At 64.0% G+C, this 15,621-nt stretch carries 10 protein-coding genes; 4 read left to right on the top strand and 6 right to left on the bottom strand.

Annotated features, from left to right (window positions below):
* Nucleotides 1–42: 42 nt before the first annotated feature.
* Entirely contained in the window at nucleotides 43–2,352 is a 2,310-nt protein-coding gene (locus tag DKM43_RS04695; RefSeq protein WP_109797336.1) for a TonB-dependent receptor, read from the bottom strand.
* 244 nt (nucleotides 2,353–2,596) lie between these two features.
* Here DKM43_RS04695 and rlmN point away from each other — a divergent pair, with 244 nt between their 5' ends.
* The gene (rlmN, locus tag DKM43_RS04690) at nucleotides 2,597–3,913 is read left to right on the top strand and encodes a 23S rRNA (adenine(2503)-C(2))-methyltransferase RlmN (protein ID WP_201739782.1); all 1,317 of its coding nucleotides are present in this window, start codon (nucleotides 2,597–2,599) and stop codon (nucleotides 3,911–3,913) included.
* 65 nt (nucleotides 3,914–3,978) lie between these two features.
* Here the strand turns inward: rlmN and DKM43_RS04685 are convergent, their stop codons facing one another.
* Nucleotides 3,979–6,660 (bottom strand): EAL domain-containing protein, encoded by a 2,682-nt coding sequence (locus DKM43_RS04685; protein ID WP_109797335.1) that lies wholly within the window; start codon nucleotides 6,658–6,660, stop codon nucleotides 3,979–3,981.
* 160 nt (nucleotides 6,661–6,820) lie between these two features.
* Here DKM43_RS04685 and DKM43_RS04680 point away from each other — a divergent pair, with 160 nt between their 5' ends.
* From DKM43_RS04680 to DKM43_RS04670, 3 genes are all read left to right on the top strand, one after another.
* Nucleotides 6,821–7,588 carry an alpha/beta fold hydrolase gene (locus tag DKM43_RS04680; RefSeq protein ID WP_236632385.1) on the top strand — a complete coding sequence of 256 codons (768 nt, stop codon included), beginning with the start codon at nucleotides 6,821–6,823 and terminating at the stop codon, nucleotides 7,586–7,588.
* A gap of 108 nt (nucleotides 7,589–7,696) precedes the next feature.
* Nucleotides 7,697–8,998 carry an FAD-dependent oxidoreductase gene (locus DKM43_RS04675; RefSeq protein WP_109797333.1) on the top strand — a complete coding sequence of 434 codons (1,302 nt, stop codon included), beginning with the start codon at nucleotides 7,697–7,699 and terminating at the stop codon, nucleotides 8,996–8,998.
* 117 nt (nucleotides 8,999–9,115) lie between these two features.
* The gene (locus DKM43_RS04670; RefSeq protein ID WP_109797332.1) at nucleotides 9,116–10,894 is read left to right on the top strand and encodes an N-acyl-D-amino-acid deacylase family protein; all 1,779 of its coding nucleotides are present in this window, start codon (nucleotides 9,116–9,118) and stop codon (nucleotides 10,892–10,894) included.
* 12 nt (nucleotides 10,895–10,906) lie between these two features.
* Here the strand turns inward: DKM43_RS04670 and DKM43_RS04665 are convergent, their stop codons facing one another.
* From DKM43_RS04665 to fabD, 4 genes are all read right to left on the bottom strand, one after another.
* Entirely contained in the window at nucleotides 10,907–12,364 is a 1,458-nt protein-coding gene (locus DKM43_RS04665; RefSeq protein WP_109797331.1) for a globin-coupled sensor protein, read from the bottom strand.
* A 150-nt stretch (nucleotides 12,365–12,514) separates the two neighbouring features.
* A complete protein-coding gene (gene dnaN, locus DKM43_RS04660) occupies nucleotides 12,515–13,642 on the bottom strand; it encodes a DNA polymerase III subunit beta (RefSeq protein WP_109797330.1) in 1,128 nt (375 codons plus the stop codon).
* Between the two features lie 179 nt (nucleotides 13,643–13,821).
* A complete protein-coding gene (gene fabG / locus DKM43_RS04655; protein ID WP_109797329.1) occupies nucleotides 13,822–14,586 on the bottom strand; it encodes a 3-oxoacyl-[acyl-carrier-protein] reductase in 765 nt (254 codons plus the stop codon).
* Between the two features lie 60 nt (nucleotides 14,587–14,646).
* Nucleotides 14,647–15,582: an ACP S-malonyltransferase gene (gene fabD, locus DKM43_RS04650; protein WP_109797328.1), complete on the bottom strand. Its 936-nt coding sequence runs from the start codon at nucleotides 15,580–15,582 to the stop codon at nucleotides 14,647–14,649.
* Nucleotides 15,583–15,621: the final 39 nt, after the last annotated feature.

Below are 15,621 nucleotides of genomic sequence, written 5' to 3'. Positions count from 1 at the left end.
CCAGCCAGCGCGTGGCAGACCCCAGGCGGGAATCGCGCCGAATCAGAATGAATAGCCCATGCGGATGCCGTAGGTGCGCGGCGGCGCGAATGTGCCGACCGAGAAATCGAGGATCGGGCGCGTTCCGGCGCGGACCAGAACTTCCTTGTCTTCGATGTTGCTGATGAAGCCGGTGATGGTCCAGCGGCCACCATCGCCTTCGAGCGTTACGTAGGCATCCGACATCATGAAGCTGCCCTGCTTTTCATCCTCGCGGTAGTTGGCGTTGAGGAAGCGGCTCGATTCAATGCTGGTGCGCGCACCCAGCAGCAGGCGCATCTTGTCGCTCACGTCGAAGCCGCGCTCATAGCCAAGGCCGAGCGTCCATTCGGGCGCCTGCACCGCCGGTTTGCCGGAGCAGTCGAGATCGAAGAAGCGGGCGTTGTTTCCGGGCACGCCGGGGTTTGCAAGGCGGCTGCCAAGGATGGTGCAGCCCGTTGCCACGGGTGCGCCGGTGGCCGAGAAGTTCGCCGTCTGGAGGCTGTTGTATTTCCCGTTCAGATACTGGACGTTCATGTCGAACCGGTCATTGCGGGTGGGCTGGAAGCGCACTTCGGCTTCAAGACCATAAATCCGCGACTTGCCCGCGTTCTCGGTGCGCGACCCTTGGGCAAAGATGCCGCCCGCCGTGCGCACACCGCCCACGAAGGTGATCTGCTGGTTGGTGTAATCCCAGTAGAACGCTTCAAGATTGAGCTGCAACTTGTTGTTGAAGAAGCGGTTCTTGGTGCCAAGCGTATAGGCGGTGAGCGTTTCGGGAGCGAAGGTGTTTTCCGGCGGGGCGGCAACAAAGAACCCGCCCGACTTGAAGCCCGTGGCAACATCGGCATAGACCAGCGACGACGGCCCCGCATCCCATTCCACCCCGGCCTTCCAGGTGAAGCGTTCGAACGAGAGAGCACCGGGGAACGGCGCCCCCAGCGGCGGATTGACCGGACCGGGACGCCCGCCCGAAACCGTGGCGGTGAGCTGGTCCTTGGTTTCCTTGGTGTAGCGCCCGCCCGCCACGAGGCGGAAGGTATCGGTGAGGCTATAGGTGAACTGGCCGAACGCCGCATAGCTTTCGGTCTTGATGTTCGGCGTGAAGCGCGTGGTCGAAAGATCGCCCTGACGGAAGAAGTTCAGCGCGTTCTGGTCTTCGCTGAAATAGAAGGCACCCAGCACATAGCGAAGAGGACCGTTGCCGTTCGACGAAAGACGCATCTCGACAGAATACTGCTCTGCATCCTCGACCACTTCACCCCGGAAGCCCGGCAGATAGGTGACGAAGTTGATGTCGGACTTGCGCCATGCAGGCTGGATGGTGAGCGTTGCGAAGCCGAGGTCACCCTCAAGCGTTGCGCTCAGGCCGTAGAACTGGTTGTCGAGGAAGCCGTTGTCGGCAGGCAGATCGATGCAGCCGCTGGTCACGAAACCGCCCGGACCACCGCAGAACGGCGGCGCGAACAGGGTGGATGCAAGCGTGCGGATCGCGGCCTGCGCCTCAGGGCTGGAAATGCCGATGTGGCGGTTGATGTCGGGCACCGCAAAGCGGCTGTTGGGAAGCAGCACGCTGCCCCAGCCCTTGCCATGCTGGTTGAAATAGTCGCCGACCAGCAGCACCGACCAGCCCGCCGCAGGCTCGACCAGAAGCGAAGCGCGCACGCCTTCGCCGCGGTCATCGCTGTAGCCGTCGGAAAGGAAACCATCGCGATCGACAACCTGCCCGGCAATGCGCAGGGCAGCGGAATTGCCGATCGGAATGTTCAGCGCGGCCGAAGCCTTCTTGCTGTCGTAATTGCCGTATTCGGCGCGGATGTCGCCACCGAACTTGCCCAGTTCGGGCTTGCGCGGAATGACGTTGATAGCGCCGCCGGTGGCGTTGCGACCATAGAGCGTGCCCTGCGGCCCCTTCACCACTTCGACGCGGGCCAGATCGTAGAAGACCCCCGCAGGACCGGAAGGACGCGCCACATAGACGCCGTTGAAGTTGAAGGCGACCGCGTTTTCAGCAAAGGAGTTCTGCGAATTGGTGCCGACGCCGCGCAGGAAGAAGCTGGTGGTGCCGCCAGTGGGCGCAACGGCCAGCGCCGGGACCAGCTTCTGCAAGTCCACCACTTCCGTGATGCCCGCCGAATCAAGCGCGGCGCCCGTGATGGCGGTGACGGCAACGGCGGCCCGCTGGAGGCTTTCCTCGCGGCGCTGCGCGGTAACGACGATATCGGCAAGGCCGGCATCTTCAGAGGCTTCCTGCGCTTCTTGTGCATGGGCCGGCAACGCGGTGCAGATCGCGGCAAGCGAAACCGCACAGCGGAGAAGGAATCTGTCGCTCATGAAAATCTCCCATCCAGATCACTGGTTTGTTCTCGCTTCCCCCGATGCACCAAGCAGACCGATATGAAAAATAGATAATGTGACTGGATTTTTATCAATGCGCCGTATGCATTTCAATTAGGATAGTTGTTCTTATTTTAATCTTTCGCACAGCGCCGCGCGGCTCGCCAAAGCCGGCAACCGGCGCAGAGGCGCCGACGGCTGCGGGTTTGCTTGATGGCAGGCTTGGCCCTATATGCGCGCGATGCACGCCCCGGACCATACCAGCCCCTCGCTTCCCGCCACCATGCCCATCGCCGGGCATCTCGATCCCGTGCCCGTGCCCCGGCCGGGCCTGATCGATGGCGTAACCCCGCGTGAAGACGGGCGCGTGGACCTCATCGGTCTGCCGCGCGGCCGGATTGCCGAACTGTTCGCGGCCGCCGGTCTTGATGCGAAGGCGGCCCGGCTGCGCGCCAAGCAGGTGTTCCACTGGCTCTATCATCGCGGTGTCACCGATTTTGCGGACATGACCGACATTGCCAAGGCGATGCGCCCTTGGCTTGCCGAACGCTTCGTGATCGGGCGCCCTGAAATCGTCGAAGCGCAGGTCTCTGCCGACGGCACGCGCAAGTGGCTGCTGCGCACGGCGGACAAGCACGACTTCGAAATGGTGTTCATTCCCGATGCCGACCGGGGAACCCTGTGCGTGTCCAGCCAGGTGGGCTGCACGCTCAATTGCCGTTTCTGCCACACGGGCACGATGCGGCTGGTGCGCAACCTTACGCCGGGCGAGATCGTCGGGCAGGTCATGCTGGCCCGCGATGCGCTGGGCGAATGGCCCAAGGCCAACGACACGCGCATCGGCACCATGGCCGGTCTCGATTTCGACGATGACGACGAAGACGCCGCGAGCGCCTATACGTCTGACGGCCGCCTGCTGACCAACATCGTGATGATGGGCATGGGCGAGCCGCTCTACAATTTCGACAACGTGCGCGATGCGCTGAAACTGGTGATGGACGGCGACGGGCTGGCCCTGTCGAAGCGGCGAATCACGCTTTCGACCAGCGGCGTGGTGCCCATGATGGCGCGCTGCGGCGAGGAAATCGGGGTCAACCTTGCCGTCTCGCTCCATGCCGTGACCAAGGAAGTGCGCGACGAGATCGTCCCGCTCAACCGCAAATACGGGCTGGAGGAACTGCTGAAAGCCTGCGCGGAATATCCCGGCGCCTCGAACGCACGGCGCATCACTTTCGAATACGTGATGCTGAAGGACAAGAACGACAGCGACGAGGACGCGCGCGAACTGGTCCGCCTGATCCGGCAATACAAGCTGCCCGCCAAGGTAAACCTCATCCCGTTCAATCCCTGGCCGGGCGCGCCTTATGAGTGCTCCAGCCCGGAGCGCATACGCAGCTTTGCCAATATCGTGTTCGAGGCGGGCATCAGCGCGCCGGTGCGCACGCCGCGCGGGCGCGACATCGATGCGGCGTGCGGTCAGCTCAAGACGGCAGCGGAAAGGAAGAGCCGCGCCGAGCTTGACCGGCTGGCGGAAGAAAAGCAGGCCGCGCTGGGCTGAAGGGCGCGGCCCGGCCGCTTTCGGCCGGCCTCAGCAGCCCCGCGTGCGCAGCGGTTCTTGCCTGCCTATCCCACTTTGCGCGGAGCTATTTCGTCAGGCTCCGCGTCTGCCGCGATCCGCGCGACAACGGCGGCGATGCGGCCATTGTCATCCAGCCGCAGCGGCTGCGAGAACTCGACGCCCATGCGGTCCTCGTTGCACCAGCGGCAGGTTGCCGTGACGATGTGGTTCTCGGCCAGAATCACGCGGAAGATCGTGCCGGGCGGCACGTTCCACAAACCTTCGATCATCGCGCCGATCTGGCTGATGTTGCGGATCATCGCGTTGTAGCGGTGGCCACCGTGATCGAGCACGACCTTGCGCAGCATCGAATGACGGGCCGCACGCGCCGAACGCGGCCCCTGCGCAATGGCGATAAGGCCGGTTGACAGGCGTGCGCCAGCGCTGGTGGCGGAAAGCGGGCGTTCGTAGATGTATCCCTGCACGTGACTGCATCCGAGCATGCGCACCAGATCCAGTTCGTCGAGCGTTTCCACGCCTTCGGCAGTGGTTTCCATGCCGAGCGATTCGGCAAGGCTGACGATGGATGCGATGATCGCACCGTTGCGGCTGCCCGGCTGGGTGGCACCGCGCACGAACGACTGGTCGATCTTGATCTTGTCGAACGGGGCCGAACGCAGATAGCCGAGCGAGGAATAGCCCGTGCCGAAATCATCGAGCGCAAGGCGCACACCGATGGATTTCAGCGACTTGAACATCTGGTCGGTGCCCTCGTCATCGTTGAGGAACACGCTTTCGGTGATTTCCAGTTCAAGCCGTTCGGCCGCAACCTGGGCATTGGCCAGGGCATTGGTGACGATGACGGGCAGCGAAGGATTGGCAAATTGCAGCGGCGAGACGTTCACCGCAACGCGCACGTTTTCCGGCCACTTCGCCAGATCGCGGCAGGCCGTGCGCAAGGCCCATTCACCGATCGGGGCAATCAGACCGGTATCCTCGGCGATGGGAATGAAGCGGGCCGGACTGATCCAGCCCTGTTCGGGGTGGTTCCAGCGCAGCAGGGCCTCGAAGCCGGTAATCTTCTCGGTCGTGGTCTGGACGACCGGCTGGTAATAGAGTTCCAGCCCGCCATTCGCGACTGCATCGCGCAGGTCCTCTTCCATCTTGCGCCGCTCTTCGGCATCGCTGTGCAAATCGGGCGCATAGAAGTGATAGCGGCCGCGCCCGCCATCCTTGGCGGCGTAGAGCGCAAGGTCGGCATTGCGGATAAGGGCTTCGCTGGTCACGCCATCATCAGGCGCGAGCGCGATGCCCACCGATGCGCCGATCATCACCCGGCTGCCTTCGATCGAATAGGGCTGCGACAGGCTTTCGATGATGCGCAAGGCCAGGTGCGCAAGCTGATCGCGGTCGATCTTGCCCGGCATGATGACCTGGAACTCGTCGCCGCCCAGGCGCCCGACACGGCCCATCTTGCCGACCACGCGCTCAAGCCGCTGTGCCACCTGCTTGAGCAGCGCATCCCCCGCCGGATGGCCCAGCGTATCGTTGACCTGCTTGAACCGATCAAGGTCGAGCAGGAACACCGAGCAGGCGCGGTGATGAAGCTGCGGCGCAAGCAGGATCTTCTCCAGCGTCTGCGACATGCGGAAACGGTTCGACAGCCCGGTGAGCGAATCGAAATGAGCCAGCCGCGAGGCGTGCTCCTGCGAACGGCGCTTTTCGGTCAGGTCGGTGCCGGAACCGCGGAAACCGGTGAAGTTGTTGAACGTATCGTATGTGGGGCGTCCGGTGATCGACCACCAGCGTTCTTCATCAGGCGTGGCCGCACGCACGGCAAGTTCGCTGAAGCTGGCGCGCGCGGAAAGGTGGAAGGCCAGCGTGCGCTCGCCCTCGCCCGCCTGTTCGGCAAGGTTGAACAGCTCAGAAAAGGGACGGCCCAGCAGATCATCGACCTTGCGTCCGAGTATCCCGGCGACGGGCTTCGAAAGATAGGTCAGGTGCCCGCGGCGGTCCGTTTCCCAGAACCAGCCCTGCCCCGTTTCTTCATAATCGGCCAGGATTTCCTGCGCACGGGTCTGGATGCGCGCGTCGTTCTCCGCCTTCTCGCGCAGGATCAGGTCGATCCTGCGCTGGCGCAGATAGGCCGCAATCGCAATCGCCACGCCGACGACGAGCGAGAAATAGCCGCCGATCGTGCTGGCGACACAAGTGATGCCGGACCAGACCGAGACCTGCACGGCCAGCACGCCGATCAGACGGCCGGACTGGACGATGGTTGCCAGCAGCGAAACGATCGCCACGGCAACAAGGCAGTAGAACCAGTCGATCTGGCCGAACTCGCCCCAGATGCCCAGTGCAGAGCCGAACAGGAACATCGGGAACGCCACCGCGCCGCCCATCATGACCATGCGCTGGCCCGTATCCATCGGGCGATCTGCTTCAAGCCGAACCGCGAAGCCGGACAGGTGCGTCACCAACCCCGCCAGCAGCAGCAGCACGATACTGAAAAGGTTGGGCACCACGAGGTTCAGCGCCGCGACAGCGCCGGGCACCAGAACCATCGGCACGGCCATGCGCGGCCACTCCGGCGCAATCAGCCTGTTCGAGGGATCGCTGCCGAAAAGGAAGCTGGCCCCGACCTCGCGCCCCGCTGTCACCGGCACCCGTTCGCGGCGATGCGTACGGGCATATTCGCGCGCAACCGGTTCGGGATTCGGAATCTTGACAGGCTCGTCGAGTGACATGCCCGCGGGAATGCACCGGGTTGGTTTGAGAAACGGTTAAACATCCTTTCGCCGAGACGCTTTTGCTGCGAGTGCGAAGATGCTAATCGCCAGACTGCGCAGGACAGGAACGATGCCGGACACAGCAATTCGATCAACCATCGGCGTCGGGGGGCGCCGATTGCACATCGCCCGCTGGCACGTTGACCGCAGGGATGGCCCGAACCCCGCGCATCGCCCGCTGGTGATGCTGAACGGCATAGGCATGAATCTGGAAATGCTTGCGCCTCTGGCCCGCGCCCTGCCGGAGAGGGAGGTGATCTGCTTCGACATGCCGGGGATCGGCAGTTCGCCCGATCCGGTGCTGCCCTATACCATCCCGTGCATGGCGCTGACCACGGCCGCGCTGCTTGACCGGCTGGACATTGCCGAGGCGGATATTCTGGGCATAAGCTGGGGCGGCGCAGTGGCGCAGCAGTTCGCCTTCCAGCACCGCACCCGCACGGGGCGCCTCGTTCTTGCGGCAACGGCGGCAGGCGCAACGATGGTGCCCGGCAATGCCGCCATGCTGGCCCACATGGCGGACCCGCGCGAATATACCGTTGAAAAGACGCTGAAGCGCAATCTTGCCGCGATCTACAACGGCGGGGGAAGCGCACGGGTCTCGCTCAACGCTGCCAAGGCGCCCTCGCCGCTCGGCTTTTCCTATCAGCTTGCCGCCTTCGCCAGCTGGACCAGCCTGCCGTTCCTGCCGATGTTGCGGATGCCGGTCATGGTCATGGCCGACGAGGAAGACCAGCTCGTGCCGCCAGCCAACGCGCATCTCCTGCACAATGCCATTCCGGGCAGCCGGCTGGAGATGTTTCGCGGCGGCGGACACCTGTTCATGCTCTCGCAGCGCGAACGCTTCATCGACCTGCTGCGCGCCTTTCTGGACGAGCAGGGATAGAGCGCCCCGACCGCCGCGAGACGCTTTTCTTTTCCCGGCAAGGCGATAGCATCCGCAGGCGAGACTCGGCCACGCGGATGGACGGGATCGACAGGCTGGGGAGAGGCCATGCGACATATCGCCATCGTCGGTTCGGGACCGGCCGGATACTATACCGCCGAAGCTGCACAGAAACTGTGGGGCGAAGATGTCTGCATCGACATCTTCGACATGCTGCCAGTCCCCTATGGCCTGATCCGCTTCGGCGTGGCGCCCGATCACCAGTCGATCAAGGGCGTGACCCGCCGCTATGAGCAGACCGCGCTTTGCGGCAATGTCCGCTTTCTGGGCAACGTCAAGGTTGGCGAGGATGTGGCAATCGGCGAATTGCAAGAGCTTTACGATGCGGTCGTGCTGGCCACAGGCGCGCCGCGTGACAGGGAACTGGGCATTCCCGGCGATCACCTGGGCAACGTGTTCGGCAGTGCGGCTTTCGTTGGATGGTATAACGGTCATCCAGAGTTTGCCGCGCTTTCACCCGACCTTTCGGGACAAACCGCGGTGGTGATCGGCATGGGCAACGTGGCGCTCGACGTTGCCCGCATCCTTGCCAAGACGCGCGAGGAGTTTGCCGGGAGCGACATCGTGGCGCACGCCCTTGATGCGCTGATGGCATCGAGGATCCGCCGCATCGTGATCCTTGGCAGGCGCGGACCGCACCAGATCATGATGACCCCGAAGGAACTGGGCGAACTGGGCCAGCTTTCGCGCGCGGCCCCCTATGTCGATCCGCGCGATCTGCCCGATGCGGCCGAAGATGCACTGCTGGAACCCGGCATCCGCAAATCGGTGGCGCATCTGCGCTCTTTCGCCGCTATTCCCGAAAGCATCCGCGGCGAATTGCCACTGGAAGTGGAGTTTGATTTCTTCGCGGCGCCGCGCGGGCTTGTAGGTGATGGCCGGGTTCGTGCGCTCTCGGTCGAACGCACCCGCGTGGAGGCTGGCCGGGCGGTGGGCACGGGCACGTTCTACGAAATCCCCGCCGATCTGGTGGTATCCTGCATCGGCTATCAGACATCGCCCATTGCCGGTGTGCCGTTTGATGAGCGGGCCGGGCGCTTTGCCAATGATGAAGGGCGCATCCTGCCAGGGCTTTACTGTGTCGGCTGGGCGCGGCGCGGGCCTTCGGGCACCATCGGGACCAATCGCCCCGACGGCTTCGGCGTGGTCGACATGATCGCCGAGGATTTCCCTTCAAGCCGGGGCAAGGCGGGCCGCGAGGGTTTCGACGCTCTGGCTGCAAGGCGCGGCCTTGAGGTTGTCAGCTTCGATGACTGGAAAAGGATCGAGGAAGCCGAACAGGCGCGGGCCCGAAGCGATGCCCCGCGCGAGAAGTTCGTGGACGTGGAGGAGATGATCCGGGCCAGATGATCGCGAATGCGCAGCGCCCGCACGATTGACCGCGCGGCCATCCTCTGACTTAATCGCATGATTAATGCGCAAGGCCGCCCGCAGCGAGTCGGCCAGCGCAGGAGAAGGAGCCTGCCCATGCCTGCCAGTCAGACACCTGCCTATGACCTCATCATCAGAAACGGAACCATCGTCGATGGCACCGGCGCCCCGCGCTTTACCGGCGATGTGGCCGTGAAGGACGGGCTGATCGCCGCCATCGGCACGGTGCGCGGCAATGCCGCCGAGGAGATCGACGCGTCAGGCCGTATTGTCGCGCCGGGCTGGGTGGATGTGCATACCCATTACGACGGACAGGCCACGTGGGATCCGGAAATGGCGCCTTCCTCGTGGCATGGCGTCACCACGGTCATCATGGGCAACTGCGGCGTCGGCTTTGCCCCGGCCGCGCCCGACCGGCATGACTGGCTCATCGGTCTGATGGAGGGGGTGGAGGACATTCCCGGCACCGCCCTGGCCGAGGGCATGACATGGGACTGGGAAACCTTCCCGCAGTATCTTGATGCGCTGGAGAAGATGCCCCGCACGGTCGATATCGGAACCCATGTGCCACACGGTGCGGTGCGCGCCTATGTTCTGGGCGAGCGGGAAAGGCCCGGCGCGGTGCCCACACCCGATGACATCCGCCAGATGGCCGCGATCGTGGAAGAAGGCGTGCGGGCGGGCGCACTGGGCTTTTCCACCAGCCGCACCGTGATCCACAAGTCGGTTGATGGCGAAGTGGTGCCCGGCACCACGGCCACCGCCGAGGAACTGATCGAGATCGGCCGCGCCATGGGCCGGGTGGGCCACGGCGTGTTCGAAATGGCATCGGACATGAAACGCGAATGGAACGAGTTCGGCTGGATGGGCGCACTGAGCCGCGAAACCGGCCTGCCCGTGACCTTCGCCGCGCTGCAATCCATCGCCAAGGAGATGCCGCTTGACGAACAGATTGCCGAGATGCGCCGCCAGAATGCGCAGGGCGCCAATATCGTGGCGCAGATTGCGCTGCGCGGAAACGGGGTCATCATGGCGTGGCAGGGAACGATCCACCCCTTCCGCTTCCGCCCCAGCTATGCCGCGATTGCCGATCTGCCGTGGAACGAACAGCTTGCCCGGCTGAAAGACCCGGCGGTGCGCGCCCGCATCCTTGCGGAAGAGAACGTCTATCCCGAAAGCGACATCATCGGCCTGCTGATGATGATCTCTCAAGGCTGGCACAACCAGTTCGTGATGGACGAAGGCTTCGACTACGAACCGCAGCCCCAAGCCAGCGTTCTGGCCCGCGCCAAGGCCGCAGGCATAGCGCCGGATGCCTTTGCCTATGACACGCTGATGGAGAACGATGGCACCGGCTTCCTCTATCTGCCGATCCTCAACTATGCCGATGGCAACCTTGATTTTCTTGAAGAGTTGCAGGCCGCCGACGATACGGTGAACTCGCTTTCGGATGGCGGGGCGCACTGCGGCACGATCTGCGATGCGGCCAGCCCCACGTTCATGCTTCAGCACTGGGTGCGCGACCGGCCGCGCGGTGCAGGCCGTGAAGGCGGACGCATCAGCCTTGAACGCGCGGTGCAGCGCCAGTGCCGCGATACGGCTCGGCTCTATGGCCTTGACGATCGCGGCGTGCTGGCACCGGGTTACATTGCCGACATCAACGTGATCGACCTCGACAACCTCAGGCTGCTCAAGCCGTGGCTCGCATTCGATCTTCCCGCGGGCGGCAAGCGGCTGCTCCAGAAGGCCGAAGGCTATGACTACACGATCAAGAGCGGCAAGGTGACATTCCGCCGGGGCGAATGGACCGGCGCAACGCCGGGCGGCCTCATTCGTGGGCCGCAGCGCGCAGACATGCTTGAAGCGGCCGAATAAAGCCGCCCCGGTTCAGGCCGCGTGAAGGAGCCGCGCGGCCCCCGCCCCGCTCTGCTGCTGTGCGCCCTGCTGCTCAAGCCGAAAGCGCGACACGAGCGTGGACAGCCGGTCGGCCTCGCCAGCAAGGCTGCGCGCTGCGGCGGTGGCTTGCTCGACCATGGCGGCATTCTGCTGGGTCATCGTGTCCATCTCGCGCACGGTTTCGCGCACTTGCCCGATGCTTGCGGCCTGTTCGTGCGCCATGCGGGCGATGTTGCTGGCAAGCTGGGCGACGTGGCCCACCTGATCGACGATGACGGCGAATGTCTCGCCCGTCTGGCCGACAAGACTGACGCCGCGCTCCACCTGGACCGAGCTTTGGCTGATGAGCTGCTTGATGTCGCGCGCGGCATCGGCGGTGCGCTGGGCAAGGGCGCGCACTTCGGTGGCGACCACGGCAAAGCCGCGCCCTGCATCGCCCGCGCGGGCTGCCTCGACCCCCGCGTTGAGGGCAAGCAGGTTGGTCTGGAAGGCAATGCCATCAATCACCGAGATGATCTTGCCGATTTCCTGCGCCGAGGTGTGAATGTCGTTCATTGCCGATACGGCCTCGCCCACCACTTCTCCGCCGCGCAAAGCCTCGCCATGGGCCTGCTGGACCGAACCGTGCATGTGCTGCGCATCGTCGGCCGCGGAGCGGACCGTGGCGGCCAGTGTGGTCATCGCTGCGGAGGCTTCCTCGAGGCTGGCAGCCTGCTGTTCGGTGCGGCGGGCCAGATCATCGGACGCCTGCCGGATTTCCCGCGCCCCCAGATCCACCGATCCCGACGTGTCCGCGACATCGGCCAGCACGCCCGAAACCTGAAGCCGCATCCCGTCGAGGTGCTTCTGCAATTCGGCAAAGGCAGCGGGAAGGTCCGGAACCCTTGTGGCAAAATCGCCTGAGGCCATGGCCTTGAGCGCGCCGCTGACCTCGTCGATCACGGCAATGCGGGCAGCTTCTTCGGCCTTGAAATAGCTCGACAGCGCCACTTCCATGTCGAGCAGGGCCATCTTTATCATCGACCCGACCGAACGCGCGATCTGCCGACGGCGGAAGAAGGCGCCGAAGCCGGAGAACATGGCATTGACGATGCGTTCCAGAACCGTGGCATAGGCGCCGATATACCAGCCCGGCTCCAGCCCGATGCGAGCGTGGATGTTGCCCACGCGCTCAGCGCTTTCGAAGTAGCGTGCATCAACGCCACCGCCGAACATCGCGGCCCAGTGATCGATCTGCTTGTCACGCGCGTGCTTCATCATCTGGCGCGAACCGAAGAAGCGCGCGGTTTCCGGCGTTGCGGCGATCTGGTCGTAAAGAGCGTCAAGCGCGGGCGGGGCATGACGCCGCATGGCCTCGGCAATATGCGCGAACCGGGAAAGATCCTCGGACCCGATATTGAAGAACTTCAGCTTCCGGGCAGCGGTTTCGGCATCGTGTGCGTGCGACATGAACGTGAACTCCTGGGACGCATGACATTTCCCACGGGTTCGGTTCAAACACGGTAATCAGGACATTGCCGGGATTACCGGTGCGGCTGGCAGGAACCGGTTAACCCTTTGCCCGCCCTGCACAGCCTTCATGCTGTCTTGCGATGGCGATCAAACCCGCATGGGCATCAGCACATAAAGCGCCGGGCTCTTGTCGTCCTTGCGGATAAGGGTGGGTGCGCCCGCATCGGCAAGATGCAGTTCCACGGTATCACCATCGATCTGGCTGAGGATATCCTTGAGATAGCCTGCGTTGAAGCCGATCTCGAAGCCTGCCGCGCCATAGCTGGCGGGCAGTTCTTCGGCGGCGGTGCCATTGTCCGGGCTGGTGACAGACAGCGTGACGCGATCATTATCGAGCGCCATCTTGACCGCGCGGGTCTTTTCGGTGGCGATGGTGGCCACACGATCCACGCCTTCGTAGAAGGCGCGCGGATCGAGTTTCAGCAGCTTGTCGTTGGCGGTGGGGATCACGCGGCTGTAATCCGGGAAAGTGCCATCGATCAGTTTGCTGGTCAGCACAACGCCATTTTCGCCGCCCAGGGTGAAGCGCACCTTGCTTGCGGAAAGATCGACCAGCACCGCCGAATCCAGCACGTCTTCAAGCAGTTTTCGCAGTTCGCCCACGCATTTGCGCGGCACGATCACATCGGGCATTCCTTCCGCGCCATCGGGGCGGGGAATGGTGAAGCGCGCCAGCCGGTGGCCATCCGTTGCGGCCGCCTTGAGAACGGGCTGGGCCTCATCCGAGACGTGCAGGAAGATGCCGTTCAGATAATAGCGCGTCTCTTCCGTGGAAATGGCAAAGCGTGTGCGGTCGATCAGTTCGGCAAGCGTGCGCGCGGGGATCTCGAAGCTGGTGGGCAGATCGCCTTCCACGATCACGGGAAAATCGTCGCGCGGCAGCGTGGGCAACTGGAAGCGGCTGCGGTTGGCCTTTACGATCATCCGGTTGTCGGTCGTCTCAAGGCTCACTTCGCTGCCATCGGGCAGCTTGCGCGCGATGTCGAACAGGAGATGCGCCGAAACCGTGATGGCGCCGGGCGTTTCCACACGCTTGGCGGGCATGGTCTCGACAATCTGGAGATCAAGGTCGGTCGCCATCAGGCGAACGGTGCTGTCGGGCGAAGCCTCGATCAGCACGTTCGACAGGATCGGAATGGTATTGCGGCGTTCCACCACCGACTGGACGTGGGACAGGCAGCGCAGGAGCGTCGCGCGTTCAATCGTCGCCTTCATTCTCGTCTCGATCCCCCGGAGGACCGGGCCGAAGCCCTGCCCCGTGAATATGGTTGAGCCGGGGAATCACGACCCCGGCATCTGGTTCGGACTGCCTGTCTTAACGCAGAGGCGGGACTCGGCAAGCACCGGTCCCGCCCTTGTGCCCTAAACTGGGGATAAAACCCCCGAAATCCGCCTCAGGAGAGCATCGCCATGCCGCCGTTGACGTGCAGCGTCTGCCCGGTCACGTATCCGGCCTCTCTGGAAGCGAGATAGGCGACCGCCGCGCCGATATCTGCGCCCTCGCCCATGCGGCCCATCGGAATGCGGGCGTTGAGCGCGTCCTTCTGGGCATCGGGCAGAACATCGGTCATGGCGGTGCGGATGAAGCCGGGCGCCACGCAGTTCACCGTCACGCCCCGGCTTGCCAGTTCCTGGCCGAGCGACTTCGACATGCCGACCAGCCCCGCCTTGGCAGCGGCATAGTTGACCTGCCCCGGATTGCCGGTCGCGCCGACCACGCTGGTGACAGAGACAATGCGGCCGAAGCGCGCCTTCATCATCGGCTTGGTGGCCGCCCGCATCAGGCGGAACGCGGCTTCGAGGTTGACGCGGATGACCGCATCCCATTCCTCGTCCTTCATGCGCATGGCCAGATTGTCGCGCGTGATCCCGGCGTTGTTCACCAGAATGTCGAGCTTGCCGAAAGTATCGAGCGCCGCCGGAACGAGGTGTTCGACCTGTTCGGTGTTCGAAAGATCGCAGGTGATCTCGACATGATCGTGACCATAAGTGTCGTTCAGTTCATCACGGAAGGCGCGCAGCTTGGCCGGGTTGGTGCCCGACAGCGCAATGCGCGCGCCCTGCCGCGCGAGGGCATGGCAGATTGCCGAGCCGATGCCGCCTGCAGCACCGGTGACAAGGGCGGTCATGCCGGTCAGATCGAAAAGACGCTGTTCCATATCTCGCTCCACTAGATCGGTGCGCGGCAAGGCGCGCCATGCCTGTCAGATGGTCCTGACTCAAATGTCCTTCAGGATTGCTTCGATATCGGCCATGCCCACCACGCTGGTGACGGAAACATCGGCCAGCGTCCGGTTGACCATCGGGCCAAGCACCTTGCCGCCCAGTTCGATGAACTGTTCGACACCTGCTTCCTGCATGGCGATGGCGCTTTCACGCCAGCGCACGCGGCCCGTAACCTGTTCGACCAGCAGGCGCTTCACCTCGGCCGGATCGGTCACAACCGATGCAGTGACATTCGCGAAGAGCGCGATACGCAGGGCCGACGGCGGTGTTTTCTCGAACGCCTCGGCCATGGCTTCGGCGGCAGGCTGCATCAGCGGGCAGTGAAACGGCGCGGAGACCGGCAGAAGCACACCGCGCTTGATGCCGTGATCCTTGACCATGGCAACTGCCCGTTCAATCGCGCCGCGGTGCCCCGAAAGCACGACCTGCGTGGGATCGTTGTCATTGGCCACGGTGCAGACTTCGCCTTCGGCCGCCGCCTCGGCCAGTGCGCTCGCCTTTTCGATATCGGCGCCCAGCAACGCGCACATGGCGCCTTCGCCCACCGGCACGGCCGCCTGCATCGACCGCCCGCGCAGCTTGAGCAGACGCGCAGTATCGGCAAGGCTGAACGCGCCCGCAGCGCACAGCGCGGTGTATTCGCCAAGGCTGTGCCCGGCAACGAAATCGGCCTTCTCGGCCAGCGTTATGCCGCCTTCGCGTTCCATCACGCGCAGCACCGCAATGGCATTGGCCATGATGGCAGGCTGGGCATTTTCGGTAAGGGTCAGAACGTCTTCAGGGCCTTCCTTCATGATCTGGAAGAGCTTCTGTCCCAGCGCATCATCGACTTCCTCGAAGACCTCGCGGGCCGCAGCGCTCGCCTCGGCCAGTTCAAGCCCCATGCCGACCTTCTGGCTGCCCTGCCCCGGAAACACGAATGCGCGCATCTCACTCTCCTCTTGTGCGGCCCACCACCATGAATGGCG

The sequence above is a fragment of the Novosphingobium meiothermophilum genome, assembly GCF_003171715.1.
Classification (GTDB): Bacteria; Pseudomonadota; Alphaproteobacteria; order Sphingomonadales; family Sphingomonadaceae; genus Novosphingobium; species Novosphingobium meiothermophilum.
Note: the sequence above shows the minus strand (reverse complement) of the source record. Positions and strands in the feature narration are given on the sequence as shown.